The sequence below is a fragment of the Lentilactobacillus farraginis DSM 18382 = JCM 14108 genome (assembly GCF_000583655.1).
Classification (GTDB): domain Bacteria; phylum Bacillota; class Bacilli; order Lactobacillales; family Lactobacillaceae; genus Lentilactobacillus; species Lentilactobacillus farraginis.
In genome coordinates this window covers 1-20,382 of record NZ_BAKI01000009.1, presented here as the reverse complement: position 1 = coordinate 20,382, position 20,382 = coordinate 1, and the positions used below count along the sequence as shown (strand labels likewise).

The 20,382-nt window shown below is 39.5% G+C and carries 20 protein-coding genes and 3 pseudogenes; 7 read left to right on the top strand and 16 right to left on the bottom strand.

Translation table 11 applies throughout. The annotated features are described in order from the left end of the window. Positions 1-3: 3 nt before the first annotated feature. The 5 genes and pseudogenes from JCM14108_RS05050 to hemH form a co-directional block, all read right to left on the bottom strand. Positions 4-1,109: pseudogene (locus tag JCM14108_RS05050) on the bottom strand (oxidoreductase). Between the two features lie 95 nt (positions 1,110-1,204). Next, a complete protein-coding gene (locus tag JCM14108_RS05045) occupies positions 1,205-2,134 on the bottom strand; it encodes a nucleoside hydrolase (protein ID WP_035178919.1) in 930 nt (309 codons plus the stop codon). A gap of 157 nt (positions 2,135-2,291) precedes the next feature. Then, positions 2,292-3,053, bottom strand: coding sequence for a flavodoxin family protein (locus tag JCM14108_RS05040; RefSeq protein ID WP_035178916.1), 762 nt, complete (start codon positions 3,051-3,053; stop codon positions 2,292-2,294). 37 nt (positions 3,054-3,090) lie between these two features. Beyond that, entirely contained in the window at positions 3,091-4,413 is a 1,323-nt protein-coding gene (locus JCM14108_RS05035) for an Nramp family divalent metal transporter (protein ID WP_035178914.1), read from the bottom strand. After that, on the bottom strand, positions 4,406-5,371 hold the full coding sequence (gene hemH, locus JCM14108_RS05030) for a ferrochelatase (protein WP_035178912.1): 966 nt from the start codon (positions 5,369-5,371) through the stop codon (positions 4,406-4,408). The genes JCM14108_RS05035 and hemH overlap by 8 nt, the downstream gene beginning before the upstream one ends. Positions 5,372-5,587: 216 nt before the next feature. Here hemH and JCM14108_RS05025 point away from each other — a divergent pair, with 216 nt between their 5' ends. The 4 genes and pseudogenes from JCM14108_RS05025 to JCM14108_RS05010 all read left to right on the top strand — a co-directional run bounded on the left by JCM14108_RS05025 (position 5,588) and on the right by JCM14108_RS05010 (position 8,048). Then, the gene (locus JCM14108_RS05025) at positions 5,588-5,896 is read left to right on the top strand and encodes a hypothetical protein (RefSeq protein WP_035178910.1); all 309 of its coding nucleotides are present in this window, start codon (positions 5,588-5,590) and stop codon (positions 5,894-5,896) included. Positions 5,897-5,910: 14 nt separating this feature from the next. After that, positions 5,911-6,752: pseudogene (locus tag JCM14108_RS05020) on the top strand (aldo/keto reductase). 64 nt (positions 6,753-6,816) lie between these two features. Continuing rightward, complete coding sequence (locus JCM14108_RS05015) at positions 6,817-7,215, top strand: hypothetical protein (protein WP_035178908.1); 399 nt, start codon at positions 6,817-6,819, stop codon at positions 7,213-7,215. Positions 7,216-7,418: 203 nt separating this feature from the next. Next, positions 7,419-8,048 carry an SAP domain-containing protein gene (locus JCM14108_RS05010; RefSeq protein WP_035178905.1) on the top strand — a complete coding sequence of 210 codons (630 nt, stop codon included), beginning with the start codon at positions 7,419-7,421 and terminating at the stop codon, positions 8,046-8,048. Between the two features lie 4 nt (positions 8,049-8,052). Here the strand turns inward: JCM14108_RS05010 and JCM14108_RS05005 are convergent, their stop codons facing one another. Both JCM14108_RS05005 and JCM14108_RS05000 read right to left on the bottom strand, forming a co-directional pair. Beyond that, positions 8,053-8,844 carry a CPBP family intramembrane glutamic endopeptidase gene (locus tag JCM14108_RS05005; protein WP_051996034.1) on the bottom strand — a complete coding sequence of 264 codons (792 nt, stop codon included), beginning with the start codon at positions 8,842-8,844 and terminating at the stop codon, positions 8,053-8,055. Positions 8,845-8,939: 95 nt separating this feature from the next. Next, complete coding sequence (locus tag JCM14108_RS05000; RefSeq protein WP_035178902.1) at positions 8,940-9,785, bottom strand: oxidoreductase; 846 nt, start codon at positions 9,783-9,785, stop codon at positions 8,940-8,942. 186 nt (positions 9,786-9,971) lie between these two features. Between JCM14108_RS05000 and JCM14108_RS04995 the strand changes: the two genes are divergently transcribed. After that, positions 9,972-10,526: a GNAT family N-acetyltransferase gene (locus JCM14108_RS04995; RefSeq protein WP_035178900.1), complete on the top strand. Its 555-nt coding sequence runs from the start codon at positions 9,972-9,974 to the stop codon at positions 10,524-10,526. Between the two features lie 218 nt (positions 10,527-10,744). Then, positions 10,745-11,044, top strand: a complete 300-nt coding sequence (locus JCM14108_RS04990; protein ID WP_235807085.1) for a hypothetical protein — start codon at positions 10,745-10,747, stop codon at positions 11,042-11,044. A 708-nt stretch (positions 11,045-11,752) separates the two neighbouring features. Here JCM14108_RS04990 and JCM14108_RS04980 read toward each other — a convergent pair. The 3 genes from JCM14108_RS04980 to JCM14108_RS04965 form a co-directional block, all read right to left on the bottom strand. Next, on the bottom strand, positions 11,753-12,076 hold the full coding sequence (locus JCM14108_RS04980) for a hypothetical protein (RefSeq protein WP_035178894.1): 324 nt from the start codon (positions 12,074-12,076) through the stop codon (positions 11,753-11,755). A gap of 601 nt (positions 12,077-12,677) precedes the next feature. After that, on the bottom strand, positions 12,678-13,709 hold the full coding sequence (locus JCM14108_RS04970; RefSeq protein WP_152536910.1) for a hypothetical protein: 1,032 nt from the start codon (positions 13,707-13,709) through the stop codon (positions 12,678-12,680). A 129-nt stretch (positions 13,710-13,838) separates the two neighbouring features. Continuing rightward, a complete protein-coding gene (locus JCM14108_RS04965; RefSeq protein WP_235807084.1) occupies positions 13,839-14,426 on the bottom strand; it encodes an ATP-binding cassette domain-containing protein in 588 nt (195 codons plus the stop codon). A 249-nt stretch (positions 14,427-14,675) separates the two neighbouring features. Between JCM14108_RS04965 and JCM14108_RS04960 the strand changes: the two genes are divergently transcribed. Beyond that, the gene (locus JCM14108_RS04960; protein ID WP_035178886.1) at positions 14,676-14,891 is read left to right on the top strand and encodes a hypothetical protein; all 216 of its coding nucleotides are present in this window, start codon (positions 14,676-14,678) and stop codon (positions 14,889-14,891) included. Positions 14,892-15,303: 412 nt separating this feature from the next. Here JCM14108_RS04960 and JCM14108_RS04955 read toward each other — a convergent pair whose 3' ends face one another. The 6 genes and pseudogenes from JCM14108_RS04955 to JCM14108_RS04935 form a co-directional block, all read right to left on the bottom strand. Next, positions 15,304-16,125 (bottom strand): hypothetical protein, encoded by an 822-nt coding sequence (locus tag JCM14108_RS04955; protein WP_035178885.1) that lies wholly within the window; start codon positions 16,123-16,125, stop codon positions 15,304-15,306. A 280-nt stretch (positions 16,126-16,405) separates the two neighbouring features. Next, complete coding sequence (locus JCM14108_RS04950) at positions 16,406-17,245, bottom strand: hypothetical protein (protein ID WP_035178882.1); 840 nt, start codon at positions 17,243-17,245, stop codon at positions 16,406-16,408. Positions 17,246-17,416: 171 nt separating this feature from the next. Next, on the bottom strand, positions 17,417-18,262 hold the full coding sequence (locus JCM14108_RS04945) for a hypothetical protein (RefSeq protein WP_035178878.1): 846 nt from the start codon (positions 18,260-18,262) through the stop codon (positions 17,417-17,419). 249 nt (positions 18,263-18,511) lie between these two features. Then, positions 18,512-19,327 carry a hypothetical protein gene (locus JCM14108_RS04940; RefSeq protein ID WP_035178875.1) on the bottom strand — a complete coding sequence of 272 codons (816 nt, stop codon included), beginning with the start codon at positions 19,325-19,327 and terminating at the stop codon, positions 18,512-18,514. Positions 19,328-19,486: 159 nt separating this feature from the next. Next, a pseudogene (locus JCM14108_RS14295) lies at positions 19,487-19,663 on the bottom strand (zinc ribbon domain-containing protein); the annotation flags it as partial. 77 nt (positions 19,664-19,740) lie between these two features. Continuing rightward, the coding region (locus tag JCM14108_RS04935) for a hypothetical protein (RefSeq protein ID WP_035178873.1) at positions 19,741-20,382 on the bottom strand (642 nt) is incomplete at its 5' end.

The window sequence follows — 20,382 nt, the reverse complement described above, 5'->3', positions numbered from 1 at the left end:
CACTTACGATTGTGCCCGCCGTGGTTTCAACCCATTGAGACCATGCAGGCGGGCTTCGGCCAATACCGACCGCCAAGCATTGCGATAGATTTTCGGCGGTTTTCCTTCAGCGAGCCGGTGAACCTGCTCCTCACAATAACTGGTCATAATCAGAGTCTTTAACTTATCGTCCAACTTAGAACTCCCCGTTGACAATGGCAGCTTTACGGGACGGTAAGTCGAATTTAAAATACGGTTTGGCATATCCGGCATGACAGCCATCGGCGTGCAAATTCCGATCAGGTCTGCATCCTGCCTACCCAAAGCTTCTTCCATTGCAGAAATGTGCCGAAAACCACCGCTCAGAGCAATCGGAACGTCAACCAGCCGATTAATCAGGTGGGCATGACCGGAAAAACCGATTTGCGAATTTTCGTAATCATCTCCAGCAATTTCAATCATATCAATCCCCAGATCGGCCATCCGTTTGGCAACCCTCGTTAATGTCTTTTCGGTGAATCCCGCCAGATCAATATCAGTCAAGCTCAGTTTTAAACTAATCGGAAATGCTTTACCACACGCTTCGCGAATCCCTTGATAAACTTCAATCAAAAACCGCATCCGATTCTCAAGAGAACCACCATATTCATCAGTCCGCCGGTTGGTTTTTTCGATAAAAATTGATTAATCAAATAACCAAATGCCCCATGCAGCTGAACACCGGTAAAGCCTGCTTTTTGTGCAATAACGGCACTTCTAACAAACTTCGTGACTAATTCTTTTATCTCGTCAATCGTTAATGCCCGTGGCGGATTAAACGCCCGGTGATTGACACCGGTAATCGGCACAGCGCTGGGGCCAACCGGCCGAGCCGAAAACTGTTTGGGTGATTGTCGGCCGGGATGATTCAATTGCAGCCATAACTGTGTTTGATTTAGAGTACCATTTTGCGCCCATCGCTGAAGCTCCGGCAATTCACGTTCATCATCAACCACAACGTTGCCCGGCTCGGCGATGGCCGCTCGATCAACCATAACATTTCCCGTAATAACGATTCCGGCGCCACCCATTGCCCACTGACGGTATAATTTTTCATATCGCGCGTCTGAACGGTGTTGGTCAGTTGCCATCGTTTCACTTAACGCCGTTTTAACAAACCTATTTTTAACGGTAACACCACATGGCAGTGTCAATGACTTTGAAACCTGCAAATAACTCATCGCAATCACACTTCCTGTGTTAATAAGGCATCAAGTTTATCAAAGAACTTTGGCGCCTTTACAGCTGTAACCAACTCAATCGGCCGGCCGGTTGCCGTCTCATAAGTTTTGCCGGCACTGGGACCATTAACCACAACATCGCCCTTGGTGTCCTTAGTCGTAACCACTTCCGGATATTGACTGGCAACAGTCGTCAAAACATCCCACAGATAATAAGTAGAGTTGGCTTCATACGAAGAGACCAATGCATAACCCTGGCCAATCAAATCCATCATCGGGTAACGACGCAGGTCGGCCCAGTGCTGTTGGATATCAGCATTTAACGGCACCTGATTGGTACTCTCCAAGCCAACCATTTGAATTTTAATATCGGAATCCCAGACGGTCTTAACAGCGAATGGGTCCCAGTAGGCGTTCCATTCAGCGCTGCCATCGTGTTTGGGCTCCAAAACATTCCCCCGGGTTCGCATTGTGCCGCCCATCCAATAGAGCTGATCAATCTTGTCCGTAATGTCGGGGTCAACCGCCAAGGCCCGAGCCAAATCTGTTAACGGCCCGGTCATCACCAACGTTGTTTTCCCGGTTTCCCGATTAATTTTATCAACCATGTCCAAGTGGGCCGGCTGTTTGGCAATCGGTGCCAACTCAGGTTGATGTTCATTTAGAATTGGAAACGCATCAAACGAAAACGAACTCAACCGCCATTCCTTTGGAAACTGATGAACAGCTCGTGAATTTGACGCGGCTACCCGAACCGGATTACCGTGGCCGAACTTGGCAATTATTTTTCGGGAAGCATCGACAGCCGGTTCAATATAGCCATCCGCATCAATAACGCCGACACCCGTCAAGCGTACATCGGGCATTTGAAGCAGTAACAGTAACGACACCAGGTCATCCACGTTACCATCATGATCAAAATAAACATTTTTCAAGGGAACCCCTCCTCGTCATTTAACGCTAATTACCTATCGTTATCAGCATCATACCTTATTTTAAGCCGACTTCCCATATATAAGCCGCTTACTTCACCTTACAAGGCACCGAACTGCATCGATTGAAAATCAGATTTAAATAATCATAAATTCTGGTCTATCGACGTCGATGTTTAACCACCGTGAAAAAGTGCAGAATTGATGCCAACAAAACATAAAAAATTAAGACAAAAGAGCCGTAACTCAGCCAAAATCCACCCCGGGGAACCAAATGAAAGCCGAATTGAATCCCCATCGTAAGCAATGCCATTAGTGCGATCATAAAAAATAATTCAATATATCTTTTCACGGTACTATCATCTCGTTTCTTAACTATATTTAAGCGCTTGCCCCATTTAAGACAAAGCTGTTTTTTAGCTGCCGGCAGTTCTGTCATGCCATAAGTATTTGTCAGTACTAATTCGTGTACTTTAATAACGCCGGCTGCCGACATCACTTTGTCAATTGCACGAAAGCTCTGATCCGTAACCCCGGTTACCCAATTTTCAAACGTACCGGTGTAACAATCCGTTATGCTTAAATAATGCTTATCCTTGAACCGGTCAGGGTGTGTGCCACCCAAGTGATCAATTCGAACCAGGCGTTCACGCATGCAGTCAAAAAAATCCTTCATTTTACCGGCCAAGCCACCCCAATAAGTTGGGGCTGCCAATACCCAAACATCACTTTTCAGCAGCTTTTGTTCCAACTCGTCCAAGACCGGATCTTTTTGATCGATTTGATCAGGTTTAAATGAATAGTCTTCCAAATAAATCAATTCTGTTTGATTAGGCGCCTCAACTCCAGCCAAAACTGTTGCCAGCATTTTTGCAGTAATTCCGTCTCGACGGTGGGCACCTAAAATACCCAAGATTTTCAAAAACAGTTTCCCCCATTACATCAAAATTTTTACTTCATTAAATATTAATCATGAACACAACGTTCAAAATAGTAATGATAGTCGTTAAACCATATCCCAAGATCATCGTCCCGGTTGAATTAACATGGCGGCCCATTAATTTTCGACTGCTGGTCAAAGCAACCATTGGATACAGCGTAAACGGCAGTGCAATTGATAAAGCAATTTGCGCAAACACAATCATTGCTTCAAACGTTTGCTCATTAAACCCAACGATAAATCCGATTATTAAAATCGGAATCAGTGTTACAAACCGGGTTAACAGTCGACGTTCCCAAAGTGGCAGCCGAATATTTAAATAACCTTCCATCACAATTTGGCCCGCCAAGGTACTGGTAATCGATGAAATCAACCCTGTAATAAGTAATGCAAACGCAAACAGGGTACTCATCAGCGGACTGGCCAACGTCCCGACAATCGCCGAATTCTTAAGGCCTTCATAGACATCTCGAAAGGCGGTTAATTGATTACCCTTATTAAAAAACAGCGACCCGCCCAGAATCAGCAGCAACGCATTAATTAAAAAAGCAGCTCCCAAATGAACGTTGGAATCCCATTTGGCAAATCTTAGCGCTTCGTTAACCTGTTTGGGATTATGATAATCGTAACGGCGGCTTTGCGCCAACGACGAATGCAGATAAACGTTATGGGGCATAATTGTCGCACCAACAATTCCAAGGCTTAAGACCAGCTCGCGATGATTCATTAAAAGTTGTGAATTTGGGATAAGGCCATTTAAAATACTGGCAAATACCGGGTGTGCCCGAAAAACTTCAATCCCAAAAATAACCCCAACTGTCATAATCGCCGCCAATACAATAAACTCAATCCGCCGAATGCCAAATCGCAAAAACAGCAAGACCATTAGGACATCCAAGATTGTCAGTAAAATACCATAAATCAATGGCAGTCCAAATAACAGTTTCAAGGCAATCGCTGTTCCGACAACCCCTGTCATATCTGTGGCCATCATCGCAACTTCGTTAATCAGCCACAAACTATAACGAACTATTTTCGGCACCTTTACCGCAATTGCCTGGGCTAAATCTTGTCTAGTCACAACTCCCAGCTTAATTGCCAGTGTCTGCATAAACACCGCGACTAAAATTGATAACAATAATACCGATAGCAGTTTATAACGGTACTGGCCGCCACCGGATAACGACGTCAGCCAGTTACCCGGATCCATATAACCAACCGCAACCAGGGCTCCGGGACCACTATAGGCTAAAAACTTTTGCAAGAAAGAGGTTTCATAAACGCTGGGAACTTCAACGCTTTGATTGATTTCATCAAGGCTTTTCTTACCCGGTTCATTCATCAAACCGCTTCCCTTCTTTTAACTGGTCAACACTGATAGTCGCCAGAAAATCACAAAATCGGTCACTCGCGTTCATTGGCGGTACGGAATCAAAAATTCGGCCACCGCTAGCTCGAAATGTTTGATAGTTTTGAACGTCATTTTCTTCGATCGTTTCCAAACAATCTTCGACAAACGAAGGCGTCACAATCAAAACGTTTCGTTTTCCCATTGCCGCCAATTGCATCAATGTATTTTTCAGATACGGTTTCAGCCAGGGCATTGGACCGAACTTGGATTGAAAAGCCATTTTTACCTTTTCATGCGGCAACTGCAAATACTTAATGACGCCGGCAGTAGTTTCATGGCACTCTTTTAAATAAGGGTCCCCGTGTTTGACCATGGCAGTTGGAATGCCGTGATAACTGAAAATCACCGCGTCATAATCTTTTTGTCGGTAACAACGATCCACCTGTTGGGCCAACATTTTCTGATATTGTGGATATTGGTAAAAATGGTGAATCACCGTTGTCTTAACACCCGAGTCTTGAACCTGTTGAATAATCCCCCCATGGGTACTCTTGGTATATTGAGGAAATAACGGTAAAACAATAATTGACTGATCGCCCGCAGCTTTCATCCTGTGTAATTGTTCGCTTATATCCGGTTGACCATAAGTCATTGCGTAGCGGACATCCCAATTCGCCAATCGTTTTTGAACCTTTTCACACATCAGCTTTGTGTAAATAACCAGCGGTGATCCATCCGGCCGCCACATATGCTGATAAAAGGTAGCTGACCGCCAAGTCCGGGCTGGTAAAATAATTCCCCGAAGTAGTGGCTGCCAGAACCATTTTGGCAGTTCAACGACGTGCTGGTCACTCAGAAACTCCTGTAGATACGCTTTGACATCTTTGTTTAATGGCGAAGCCGGTGACCCCAAATTAACCAGCAACAGGCCCTTTCTATGTCGTTCCATCATCACCCGCCCCCTATCATAAAAGTAAGTTAATGAGCATACTTAAATTTTAAACTTAATTAAAAGCGATAACAATTTAATTTTAGTCAAGGAAAAGACTTTTTAAAAGGAATTTCACCCAAAAAAGAATGCAAATTAAAGAATCCCGGCCTATCCATCGCATTCAATTGAATTGTTGAGTACAATGGTAGGTATAGAGGAGGGACGTGATCAATCGTGAATAAATCCGAACAGTTCCTGGACTTTTTTAACAAAGCATATAGCGATCCCAGCAAGCACAGTGATTACAGCACCAACAGCGAACTGCGTTTTGACAGTCGATCAGACGCATTAACCGTTAAACACCTGATTGAAGATCAAAGCCCATATGCCAAATATTACCATTTAAGCGCCGAGTATATTAATCCCAATCAATCGATGCAGGTTGGCTGGTACCTGACCGTCAGAAAAACAGCTACCCCACCTAAGAATAATCAAGTAAAAGACAAACCGGATAAATCAAATGATCCGCACCAAAACAATTAGGAGGCATTTACTTTATGATTAAGATTCCAGACGTAACGTTAAACGATGGCTACAAATTACCCGCCCTTGGATTAGGAACTTATCAAATCCGGGGTGGTGAAGGCGTCCAACAAATCCTGGCAGCTATTAAAGACGGTTACCGGGCTTTGGATACCGCTACTAACTACGATAACGAAGGCGTTGTCGGCGAAGCCATTCGAAAATCGGGAATCCCCCGTTCGCAATTTATCGTGACTTCCAAACTTCCCGGCAAATATCATCAATATGATGAAGCAACTAAAGCTATCCAAGAGTCGATTTACCGTTTAGGTGTCGACTACCTTGACCTTTACGTCATTCATTGGCCATTGCCGAAACGTGATCATTACGTCGAAGCCTTTCAAGCCATGATTGATGCTAAAAAGCGCGGCTTAATCCGCTCAATCGGTGTTTCCAATTTTGAACCCGAGCATTTGGATCGCGTTATTAAAGAAACCGGGGTTACCCCAGCGGTCAATCAAATCGAAGTTCACCCTACTGGGTTCAGGAACGCATGCTTGAAGAGGACCGCAAACGCGGCATTGTAACCGAGGCATGGAGTCCCCTGGGTCGGGGCAGCGCTGCGCTTAAAGAGCCAATCATTCAGAAATTGGCCGAAAAATATCATAAAAATGTCGGTCAGATTATTTTACGATGGCATATTCAACGTGGCATTGTTCCAATTCCAAAGTCAACCAACTTAAACCATCAACGAGCTAATCTAGACGTTTTTGATTTTGAATTAACAACCGATGAAATTCATGAAATTAACGGTCTCAACAAACAAGACGGTCGAATTGACGGTCAGGATCCAAACGTCTACGAAGAATTCGAATAGCAGGCAATTTGTCCCCTGATAACGCCAAAAGCCGATATAATATTGGCAAAAAGGGGACGATGAAATGACTCAAGAATTAGGTACAAACGATCTTGGCACCTACGCTTATGTTTCCCGGGTCTATAATGAGAATATGCGGCTCGGTGATTATAAGCTTCCAACCAGTACTAATGACGGTGAGATCAATTTCTTTGATACCAATGAAATCAACCTAACGATGATCATTCAAAACCAACGCGTTCAAAAAATCACGATTGTAACACCGGCTCCTCAATCTTCAACCTACATGCAGGTCTTTGAGGGCTTCGAATTTGGACTTGACGCACTTGGAACTTGGATTAACACGTATCATCGGTCAACTGCCACCCATGGACCGGCAGCCGATGTCGTTAATGGAATTTTGGCAAGTTACAATACTACTAAAGATAATGTCTTAACTGTGAGTTTAACACGGGCCAATTAGTTATAATTAATTTCAAAACCCCCAAAGAGGTGATGAAGTTGAGGTATACCCTAACCTCACCACCTCTTTGGGGGTTATTGATTATCAAAATAATGGGGCAAGACGTCTTTTCCTAACAAATTTCATAAGAAAATAACCGCATGTCCCTTTTAGACAAAAGCGTATAATTAATGTAACCAAATATTCAAGGAAAAGATGATCGTATGACCCAACTCACCAAAAAGACGTTTAAAGAAGCCTACTTTTACAAAGCCGAACTCATTGAACTCTGTCGAGAACACGGGCTACCAACCCAAGGAACCAAAGCTGAGTTGAATCATTATCTGGATTGCTTTTTATCCGGTATTCCCGTTAATCAAATTAAACCGGTACGTAAATCAGCCAAAAGAAAAGCACTTAAAGCGGCAGATATTCACTTGAACACACCGTTGGTTGACTCAGGCTTCTCTTTTAACAATGAGGCCAGAATATTTTTTAAAACCTACTTCAACGTGGGAAAATTTTCGTTTACTAAAAATATGGCTATTACTAAACGCCGAGCTGAAGCCAAGCACGATTTAACTGTGACAATCGGTGATCTCGTTCGATTAATAACCAACCCAACACCGGATCAACTAGCTTCAAAAACGCCTGAAGAACAAACTTACCAGTGGAACCATTTTGTTCATGATTTTTGTCAAAGTCCAAAAAGTAAGGAATTCTCAAAGAAGTTAAAAGTAGCGGCAATCCTCTGGCAACATGTTAAACACTCATCAGGTCCCAAACAGTACCGAAACGCACTGCTAAAACAATTCGCTAAAGATATTAAACCCTATCACATCAAAAACAACTAACTCTTCAACCCTTAACAGCCGCTAGTTTTTCAATCCAATTATCCTGTTTACTCAACTGCCAATTCCGCAAATCATACGCCGTGATTGCCAATACAACGACATTAAAGATGATTGTCCCAAAAATCGAACTCGGGGCTAAAAATATGCCATCTAATTCAATCACGTTGAAATCCCAAAGACTGTGGAAAATAATTGGCAATAAAAGTGACCCTGATCGAATGTAAAGGGCACAGAACAAACAACCAAGTGAGAAGGCATTGATCATTTGAATAACGGTTGCTGTTAAATCCTGGTTGGACAAATTTAAAACATGGATACAGGCAAACAGCAAACTGGAGACGCTGATCGCCGCGTAAAGATCCTTATGCGTCCAAGTACCAATTGCCTTCAGTACTTGGGGAAATATAAGACCTCTGAAAAGATATTCTTCGGAAATACCAATTAACGTTGTACTAATCAGTGTCATTATCAACTCTCCCCAAAGTTTGGAAGACAGGTTGGAAATAAGCTCCATTGATAAAATATCGATGAAGAGCACAATTAAAACGGGACTGGCAACAAAAATAAGACTTCTTATTGAAGCGGAAAATCGGTAAAAAACGGGTTGTCTAACATAGTATTTATTAACTAAGAAGGCAATTCCAACGGTCAAAATTTCCTGTACACAGATTAGCCAAACCCCATTCGCTGATTGAAGCATGTGCTTAAATGGCAATACCAGCAATGGTAAACCAATCACTATTAACGAAGCTATTCCAAATATAATCACAATATTGAACCAATTTCTCTTTCTCATAACTTCTCACACCCTTGAATGTTTTCTTCATAAAAAATACGTGACAGGGTTACTTCCTGAATACACCCATCACGTACATCAAAAATATATCTCACTTACTGCCAATCACTTTCGTGTCCATAATCCAAACTGGCGGACAGCTGCTGCCATGTTTCAAAATCATGCTTTTGATTGGCAATTTCAGTCAATGCCCGTGTTACCGACTTTTCGCCGGCCAAGAAATGAAGTGGTGGATTTTCCGTTCGGCTTAATTTAACAATTCCTTTTGCCAACAGTTCAGGTGAACCGATTTGTTTCCCGGACTTTGCCTCAATCTGCGCATCGTTTGCGTGAGCCGTTTGATCATAGTCCTTGATATTGCGGGCAGCTGCTTTGTGAGAACGGCCGGCCCAGTCAGTTCTAAAGGGCCCCGGTTCAACATTGGTTACCTTAATTCCCAGGGGTGCTACTTCCTGACTTAATGTTTTCATCAGCCCTTCAACCGCGTGCTTGGTAGCACAGTAATAGCCAAAACCCGGAACACCGGTTATTCCAGCCATTGAAGTAATATTAAAAATATAACCACTGCGGCGACTCCGCATTAATGGTAAAACCGCGTTTGTAACGGCAGCAGTTCCCCAGAAATTGGTTTCCATCATTTGTCGCACGTCGGCTTCTTTAGATTCCTCAACAGAACCAAAATATCCCCAGCCGGCATTATTTACCAGATTATCAATGCGCCCCCATTTTGATACAGTTTCAGCCACTGCCTTTTGAATAGAGGCTTCCTTAGTTACATCCAGCTGGGCAACCAAAACATTGGGATCATTTTCCCATTGAGCAATCTTTTGGGTATCCCGGGCAGTCGCAACTACCAGCTCATTTTGATCAATCAACTCTTCAACCAAACTTTTACCAAAACCGCTTGAAGTCCCGGTAATAAACCAGACTTTTTGTGCCAAATAAATCAACTCCCTCTATATCTATTACTAGAAGTTTACTGCAGATTGGCCAGCTTGCCCATAGACGCAAGTAAAATCAAAAAATTTACGGGGGATCCCTTATTTGGAATTGCGTTTCGTTCGTAAATTTGGTTTACTATGTTTTAAAAGCACAATCTTAATTCTTCAATCAGGAAGGTGACCACCATGCCCCAAAATAAAATTGAGATTCGGCCCCTTAAGCGAACCGAATTAGCTGAATTCTGGCAGCTGGCTTTTAGCAATCCAAACGCAGAATGGACAAAATGGAATGGTCCTTATTTTCACGATCAATTGCCTTCAAGAAAAGCCTTTCTAACAACTGTGGGCCCCAACGAGTGGCTTAATAATCCTTACCGCTGGGTAATTATATTTAATCATCAAATTGTTGGCGCGCTTTCTGCTTATTTTGATGATGGTCAGATTAAACGTTGGTTGGAAGTGGGCATTACTATCTACACTTCGGCACTTTGGGGCAACCATATTGGGACGACTGCTCTCAAACTTTGGTTAAGCCATTTATTCAACGATGTAACCGATTTACCACACATCGGTTTCACGACATGGTCGGGAAATAAACGTATGATGGCATTGGGCGAACACATCGGTATGAAATTGGAAGGCCGCATTCGTCAAGTCCGATATTGGCAAGGACACTATTATGATTCGGTAAAATACGGTATCTTGCGAGATGAATGGCTCCTTACCACGTACGCTCACTAATATTACTATTTGATCCATGTCGAATGGTAAGAGTCCATCTCAATTATTAATGAAAATCAGGCTGACTCAACTTTCAATGCCCACCATCGTTTTGCTTACAGATATGTCTGTAATCCAATAAAACGGGTTATTAAGTTAATTGTAACTAATTAATTATTCGTATATAATTTAGTTATAGAGTGTTGACCGGCAAGCATTAAAGACAAGGAGAGAAAATTATGCTTTCGTGGAATATGCTGTGGGCAATTTTGCCGTTTGTATTAGGTTTCATATTTAGGCAAGGTCATTTACTGTTCTTAATAGCAGGAAACAATACGGCAAGAAAACCTTATACCAAAGAATCTCTATTAGCAGGAAAATATGTCGGTTTAATTGCGTATATCACTGCCGTTTTTGTCATTTTAATTGTCATCCCTATGCCCGATGTTTATATTTATATCCTTACGGGATTATTTCTTATCATAACACTTGCCATCACCATTCGTTTAAACCAGCGGATTAGTAAAATGCAAAAGTGATGCTGTTTCTTCTTGCAACATCAAAAAAGAAATTGAGGAGCCCCCAAAAGTAAAAAACTTTTTGGAAGCTCCTCAATTATTTTGAATATTTCTGATTTTACCAACAAACGTAACGAAAGGTTAGAATAGTATAAGCCCATTCCATACCAAAAATATTTTTTATGATTGTATTTAACATCAAATGTTTAAAAGGGGGACCTTTATCGAGATTAAATTTTCATCTTTAAAACACTATTTTTAAAAAAAATAATGCTCAAACCAGTAGATTATCCAATAAACGAAAAAGTAAATAAATAGCTATAAAAAAGCTGCCTATGCAAATAAGATAACTAACCGTCCAGAAAGTCTCCAGATATCCAGGAAGCTTTACAGATTGAAATGAAAATAAAATAAACGTAAACAAGGCATCACAAATCAATGCTATTTGCTTTCCAAGTCTCGAATCTGCTTGCCTTTTTCGATCTCTGATAAATAAATACGCCATAAAGTGTATCGAAATCAGTAAAGATCCTCCAGCTAATATAAAAATTACTAACCTTTTTTCTAACGAATTATCCAAAAAGATAGAAAAAAAATATGCAATTAAAATACTCAAAATATCCAAGGCATACAACCACTTATGTTGCTTTATTGTCTTTCCCAATTTTTGTAATCAAATCCTTTAAAATGCAAAATTCGTCCATCGCTAAAATGATTTTCATGAACAACCTATCCAGACAGTAACTGCTTAACAGCAAAAACTGCAGCGGTAGCTTCAGCTCCAGGAATGGCAGCTAAAGGAGCCAATAATCCAGTTAACGCAAGATTAATGCCAACTTTCTTAGCAAAATTAAGCACACCGGCACTTAAATAAATATCAAAGTTTCCATGCCAAACTATTTTTGAAACTTCTTTTGTACCATTAGCAACAGAGCCCATCGAAACCTGAAGTTGATTAGCAAGACTAGGATCAACTTGATTAACAGCATCTAGCATATCAGAGTCACTGATGGACCTCACCGTATCTCCATCACTGTTAGTTGTCGTTGTCATACGTTTGGCAATTTCCTGTTACAATTTTTGTTTCTGTAAGGTGGACAATTGTGAATTATCCAGTGCACCATTATTTACTTCTGCAGACGCCGGTTTCGCACTATCATTTTCCTGAGAAATTGAATTATTAGTAATCGAATCCGCAGAAACTAAAGTTGTGGGCACAATTGTTGACGCTCCAAATGTTAAAGTAACCGCTAAGAGAGCAACCGATTTTTTAACATATAGATTTCCTTCGTGTTTATAGATTCTGATGTACATCAGTTATGTGTCGACTGATTTAATCTATCATGCGATCCCATACTCGTCAACGTTTCAAAATTTGCCTAACCTTCTATAAAGCCTTGCAGTACATGGAATATAATCAATAATTGAAGATTCTGTGAATATTCAATGAATTTTTTATGAAAACCATTATTTTGAATAAGATCTGAGCCAGATTATCTTGTGATTAAATCAATTTATTTAAATTTATGTCTCTATAAATCGCAAAAAAATTTATTAAAAATAGGGAAAATTCCCAATTTCCCTATTTCTACTTATCCACATGTAAAAATGTATACAAATATACATGTGGACATGTATACATTTTACATAATATCTAATTTTCAGAAATTCCAGCTATGCCATTATCATAGTAGCGTTGCCGGATTCTTTGGATAACGTAAGAGATAACCATCAAGACAACTATCCAGATAAACAGCGTCACAACTCCATGAATATAACTAAACTGAATATTCCTGGTTTCGTAAGCCAGCTGCCCAGAAGTAACATTAACACCATTAAAATAACTCGTTGGTAAATACTGCCCTACCTTGGCCAGCAGCTTTAGATCCGGTGTGACCAAACTCGTTCCAATTAACATCAACGTACTGATTAAAACAGTTGATAATACCTGTTTAGTTAACGTAGCAATACAATAAACACACGTCACGATAAAACAAGCACTCAAGATTCGAAGTATAAGTGTTGGCAACACCAAAGAACCTTGGGAAACGTAGATGTTAAACGGAAGCTTTGGCGTGTAGAATGCAATCGGGTAACGCCAATTTCCAAAACCGGAAATAAGCGATGCAGCCAGTAAACTCGTTACCACTGCAATCAATACAAACAGGCCCGCAACTGTATAGCCAACTGATAAGTTATGCCACTCACTCTGTTTAATGCTCATTGGCAAAAGTCGATCTTTATCTACGTTATGACCAAAGCGCCTTGTGTACAGTAAGCCAAAATTAAAAATGATGAGTAATGGAATTAATACCGACGAAATCATTTGATCGACAAACATGGCAAATGAAATACCGGTCGTCGGACTGCTTCTTGATTGTTCCGGCAAATTTAACTTATAAAGGTAGTGGCACCGATAAATTTCACTCATCCAAAGATTAACAAGTGAACGATCAACAACTCTACTATTATTTTCGGATTGAAGCTGCCAATTATTGTAAGCAATTTGTGAACGATAGGCCGAACGCCACTTCTTTATTTTTGTCATTTTTTGAATACGGCGATTCATTTGACGATCTTTTTGAGTCAGCTTTATATTGTCCCGATTAGCTTTTGTCTTATCAAACGCACTCCGCTTTATCTGTCGAGTGTCAAATGTTATTTGATCTTTCGAATTGGAAGCCAACGTTTGATCATCTTTGTTTCGAAGGTTAAGTGCTAAACACGCCACTATGATAACTATGATAATGGACACTGAGACAATAAAAAGTTTGGACTTGATCACTTTTCGTAGAAGAAAGGAAGCGTAATTCATTTAACTCACCTCTCTCATAACTCGATCTTTCAACTCAAGGACATGATCCACAATTGGTGTCATATCCGAACGATAATGAGAAGAAACAAGAATACACTTCTTCTCCTGCTTGGTAACCGCTCGTAACTTTTCATAGAGAAGTTTCCGACTGTCCTCATCAAGTCCATTACTTATTTCGTCCATGATGAAATAAGCTGCATCACTAATAAAATACATCGCAATCAGCACCCGCTGCTTCATGCCCAATGAATACTTTTTAATCGGAACCTTAATATAATCACCCATACCCCAATATGTAATAACATCATTGATATTCTGCGTAGAACGCCACTGATGCTTAACAAATTTAAGATAATCTAACCCAGACAAATTACCATCGAGCCAATCCGGCGACTCATAAAAGAAAACCTGGTGTTTATTTTGATCAAAAGGTTGGTTATCAAAACTAATCTCACCTCGTTCTTTTTTCACCAAGTTAACAAGCGTCCTGAAAAATGTTGTTTTCCCCGTCCCGTTAGTAGCAACGATCAAATAACTTTGCCCACGCTTAAATCGGTAACTAAAATCATTAAGAATTGGATGACGCATTTTTATTGATAGATTATCGACTCGTAAAATTTTATCAGCCTCCTATAAAAGATGATTTGTTTACTTTTACTTACTAAATTGTACTAGTTATGAACGAACATTAAAAGTAACCCTCCAAATTTCGACATGTATTTTTCAATAAATACCAGTTTCCCCCTTACTGCACCTACGCATGGTCACTGACACGCTAACTAAATTTAATAACTTTCAAATATTATCATAAAACTAAACAAAAAAGTGTTAGATCGTATGTATAACTATTCGAAGTTATATCTACCTGGCACGGATGACATCTTTCATAAATCATACAAGTCGAATGGTGCTCTGGTAAGCAATAAACCATTTACGGCACATTTACCTTGGAATTCAAACCAAGGGCTTGAATTTAGTAACGGAAATATGGTTTATATTACTGGCGGCGGATACAATCAACAAGAGGCACCACACATCTTAAAGACCGATTAGTCATTTAAGGATCGAATAACGGTTTCACTATCTCTTTCTAAAGAAGAGCAGGCGAACGTTTAAACTGAAGCACCACAGTTGGGTGAAGGCAGTATTAGTCACCCAGATGGTGGAACTTCTGCTGATTATATTTATGCAACATTAGTCTTTCATACCAGTCCTGACTATACGCAATGCATTTATTCTGTGAAGAAATCGGCTTTCTAACGGAATTAAAAGTACTTTAATCAAGGCCTTGTTGGAGATTTAAAGTATTGGGATCCAGATTAACAAGCCCTATGTAATTAGTTTTGATACGCTAATTACATAGGGCTTGTTATTTTTTATTATATTCAGAAGTTCAATTACGAGATCCGTTTCAACTAAGCGTCTTAATAAAGACTCAGATCAATCGGTAGCTATTGAATCAACATTATTTTTCTTTAGCTAACAGGACTTGATAGCTCAAAGCACCAGCGTCATCGGTTGTTTTTTCAATTGGGAGTTGAGTTGACGGCTGACCGATACCAACGCCGTCACGAATAAAGAGTCCTAGTTGATAATCACTCATCGAATCCCGTTTAGCCTGGTCATAACCAATTGAATTTAAATATTTTTCAAAAATTGCAATTCGCTGAGTAGCCGTCTTCTTGGTTTGCCAAGCTTCTAAAACACTAAAAGCGTTTCGATAAAGAGTGGTTTGAACATCGGTATAGTCGGCGTTTACTAAGGTTTCGTTTCCCGAGTCATACTGATCTGAAGCAATCTGTGAAAGCTTTAGACTAACGTGACTATTGGGAAACAAACGCATCACACCGCGCGCTAACTTTTGTGAGGGGGCTGTTTTCAGATAGTGCAGGTATTGATCATCTGTTTGGAAAGTTTTGGGCTCTTCAGCGTAATATTTGGTGAGGTACTTGTTGTAAACGACCCCGGTGATATTAGTGCCGTTAGAAATTTTATAATAAATGGGTCCTTTGTTACTTTTGGTTCGGGTAAAGGCCATCATCGTATACCAAGTCGTATTTTTATAGTTATTTAAATTATGAATCCGTTTGGTATGGCTTAAATTCCAAATATAGGCATTGTGAGCTTTAACCGTTTTTTGATTGATACCGTAGTCCATCCATGAATCACGAAAATTAGTCCAGTCACCAAATAAAACATTGGCGTGAACTGTGTTTGCTTGAATGGTGATCCCAATGCCAATTGTTAGGATGCAACTGACGACAAACTTAATTAATTTGTTAGACATTATTATTTTTCCTCCCCAAAGTTACATTCGCCTCAATTTAGATATTGTATCGAACGCTTTACTGGCATTCTTGAATAATTGCCGGTGGCATTCTTTGCGTCAGCGTGGTCACTTGCTAAAAGGGTTAAATCGCTAACCAAAAAAATATTTTGTTTAAATTCAGTAAGATAACGTTTTGACATTATGAGACAACCCTTTCTTATATAGGAAATAATTCTACACGCTCTCAAAAGTTGTCTCAAGTTTTATACTAACCCCATTATTTAATCACCCGAATTGCTTACCTTGCTGGTGCCTCAAAATAATTAGTGCCACCTATGGTGTAGAAACTGGCTACCATATCGTACGATTTCCCGATATATTGGTATGGCGTGTGCTGATTATTAATTGATAAGCGATAATGATATTTACCATTGTTTAGACGAGTTGCTTTAATACCTGAAATCTTTTTTTGAAAATATAAATACTTTTTTGATCCTTTATTAAGCGTATGACTAATTTTAGCGTAGCTTGATGGTTTTTGCGTATAATTCCATTCAAGTGCGCCACCACCCAAGGGCTTCTTGTTATATTTATAAAACTCCAAATAGCCATCTGACGTGATTCTCAAGGCATTGCTGGTAAACGACAAATTGTAATAATATTTGACTGCTCGCTCTTTAAAAGCGCTTATGCCCCCAGAATAAAGCACATTACGGCCAAAGGGTAAAGTATAAGCTGGCCGCTTTACCCGAGTATACCTACTTGGCGAATATAGAAGGTAAACATTAAAAGTCTTTGTCGGCTCCTTAACACCTATTCTTTTTTTTAATGCATAGCTGATATCAACCAATCCAGACATTAAAACTTTACCAGTTTTGCCTATACCTGTACTGCTCTCAGCAATTGTACCGCTAACAATCGTCCCTTTAGGCAAAGTAACTTTCTTACCTGCATATTTGACCCTGGTATTTTGATTTAAACGATAATACTGATTGCGTTCCCCAATCTTGTTTATATAACTACTGCTGACTTTATGAAGCCCTATTTCTCTAGCCATAGCTAACTTATTCGATGAAAAAGTTAAGGCCATAAATAAGACAAAACTAAATACCGTAATTAAACATGCTGTCCTTTTCAAAACAATTTTCTTCCTTTCTCGATACTCTTTGCATTTTTAAAGTTTAATGTTTAAGCCTGCATACCAGTTTCGTTAAAGCTCTAAAGGATAATTTAACTTCAATATGATAATTAATAAAGACACGATAGTACTTTGGAAATTTGTAAATCATTTTCTTTGAGATATACATATCTATTTAGCAGTGGCCAAGTATATCAAGGTACTATTATTTTGACTGTCATCTAACCAAGTGGATGGATAAGGTGTGGTGAAGTACGATTGGGGACTATCCTGAGCGCCGTCAAAAGAAGCAATTCCGATATAATAATTATCCATACTCTTCCGCTTTTCGTCTGTGTAGCCATTCTCATTTAAAATACGCTTCACATAGTTAACTCTTTGGGTGATAGGTTTTCCGGCAGTTTTACTTAAATACCACATAATGTCGCTGCCGACTTGGGTTGATCCGGTAGGTTTTAAATCATTCACGTTGATATAGTTGATATAATTTGGATCTAAAGTGGGTTTCCAATTTGCACTTGTGACTGCGGCTTTGGACAAATCAAGTTTAAGTTGTGTATTAGGGAATAATTTTAGAATTGCTCTGGCTAATCTTTGTGATCGATCCGTTTTAACATAGTTGATAAATGTTGATTCTGTTTTAAAATCTGCAGGTGACTTAGCTAGTAAACGGGTAAGATAGCCACTCCAAATCCAACCTTTAATTTTGAAATTAGCACTGGCACCAACATAATAGTAAACTACCCGCTTGTTATTATATTTTTTGACTTTTGCGTAAAAAACATACCAATTTGAATTGGGATAATTTTTAATATTGTGAAGCCGTTTAGTGTGACGATAGTTCCATAAGTAGGCCGACTGTGAGGCGGATTTGGCTTTATAAGGTACTGCCCCAGCTTTTTGATAGTCGAATGAATAATTAGATGGGATTGAAGTAGCTTTAACGTTACCGACTGCGAGAAAGGCAAAACTGCCGATTGTTGTAAGCAGAATTAGTATTAATTTAAGTTTTTTCATATAAGATTTCCTTTCTAAAAATAATGCATTTCCTATACCCAGTTCCAAGATCTATTGTAGCAAAATTATGGTTTGTAAAATTCAAAAATTATTGATTATTTTATAGCTTTAATATCAAGGTTAATGGTCCGCTAAAATTGCAAAAAGTCTGTCGATAATTTGCCAAATAATTCGGGTTGATAGAGCAAAGATTTAACATAAAAGCAGGTAAATTCGGGTTTAACCTTAATTTACCTACTTTTGTAGTAGCTATTTTGGCTTTGCAACTACAAATGCCATGTTATTTTGAACTGACGATTTAAAACTAATAGTGCTGGGATATCCAGATTTGCCAACTGAAGTTGCAGCACCGTCATTGACGTAAATACCAACTTGATAGCCTTGGTTCATCAGTGAAGCTAATTTATCACTTGTGTAGCCCTTTGCCGCCAGCATTTTCCCAGTAGTTTTTGCTTTAGCAGTATTAGTTGTATTGGAAGCCATCAAGAAATCATGAATAATTGTTTTGTGAGTGATTGCGCCCTCAGTCACAGTACCACTCACAGTCCCCAAATTAATTACATTTTGATAATCTGTAATTTTGTTCATGGCAGCCTGCTTAGATAAATTAAGACTCACATTTGCGTTAGGAATTAATTTTAACAAGGCCCGCGAAAGCTTTTGAGATTTGTCAGTATTTAAGTAGCTAAGATAATCACTATTGCTATTAAAACTATTAAGATTTTTAACAACAGCTGGCGTTACATAACCGTGCCAAACAACTCCTCTAACTTTATTGCCATTACTAATTGAGTAGTAGACTTTATTATTATGGACAAATGAACGACTGACATACCAAGTAGTATATGGATAATTTTTTAGATTATGCAGTTTTTTGTTGAAGCGGGAGTTCCAAATATATGCATTCTTATTTGTGTTAGTATAATAAATTGCAGCATCAGCCTTTCCAGAAGTCCAAGTATACTTATTTATAGCTGTCCAAGCATGAGAAATTATCGGCTGGAACGTGCTGATTCCCAACGTTAATAAGCCAATAGATAAGAATTGTACGATTCTTTTGTTCATCCAATGGTTCTCCTTTTAATAATCTTATTATTTATATTGTGTAAACTACTCGGCCATAAATGATCGCGCTTCTGGAAACACGTAGTGGTATTTAGGCTGTTACATCGGTATGCCGAAACCCTAACTTACAGAACGTCACTCTTTTACCATGGCTAGTTCCTAACCAGTAGCTTTTAATCCGCGCTTAAGGATATTAACTGCCGCATTAATATCCCGATTATGATGGGTTTGGCACTTATGACACGTCCATTCTCGAATTGTTAAGGGCTTAGACCCATCATGATTTCCACAAGCTGAACAGATTTGGGAAGTGTTTTTGGCACTGATCACCACTAATAGTCCGGAATTGATACTAACTAGCATTAGCGATTATGGGATTTTTTCATAAACAAAAAGCAGACAACTATTAGGGTTTAATCAGCACCATAATTATTTGATTGTGCAGGGGCTTCGAAATACTTAGCACCTCCAACCGTATAAAAACTGGCGACCATATCATATAATTTACCAGTGTATTTGTATGGGGTATGCAGATTGTTGATTGTTAAACGATAACGATATCTACCGCCACTTAAACGAGTTGCCTTAACTCCTGAAAGTTTTCGTTGAAAATATAAGTATTTTTTTGCCCCCCTATTAAGCACATAATTAATTTTGACATAACTTGTTGGCTTTTGTACGTAATTCCACTCAAGTCCTCCGTCGCCCAAAGGGGTATGATCATATTTATAAAACTCCAGATATCCATCTGACGTAATTCTTAAAGCATTACTAGTAAACGATGAGTCATGATAATATTTAACGGCTCTATCCTTAAAGGTGCTCACACCACCGGAATAAAGGATGTTGTTGCCATACGGTAAAGTATAGGCAGGCCGCTTAACCGGTGTATACTTCTTCGGCGAATATGAAAGATAAACACCAAACTCTTTGGTTGGTTCTTTAAGCTTTAATTTCTTCTTTAAAGCATAGCTGACTCCAACCCAACCAGACATTAAGACTTTCTTTGTACTCCCCAAAACGACTTCCCCATTAACAATCGTTCCTTTGGGCAT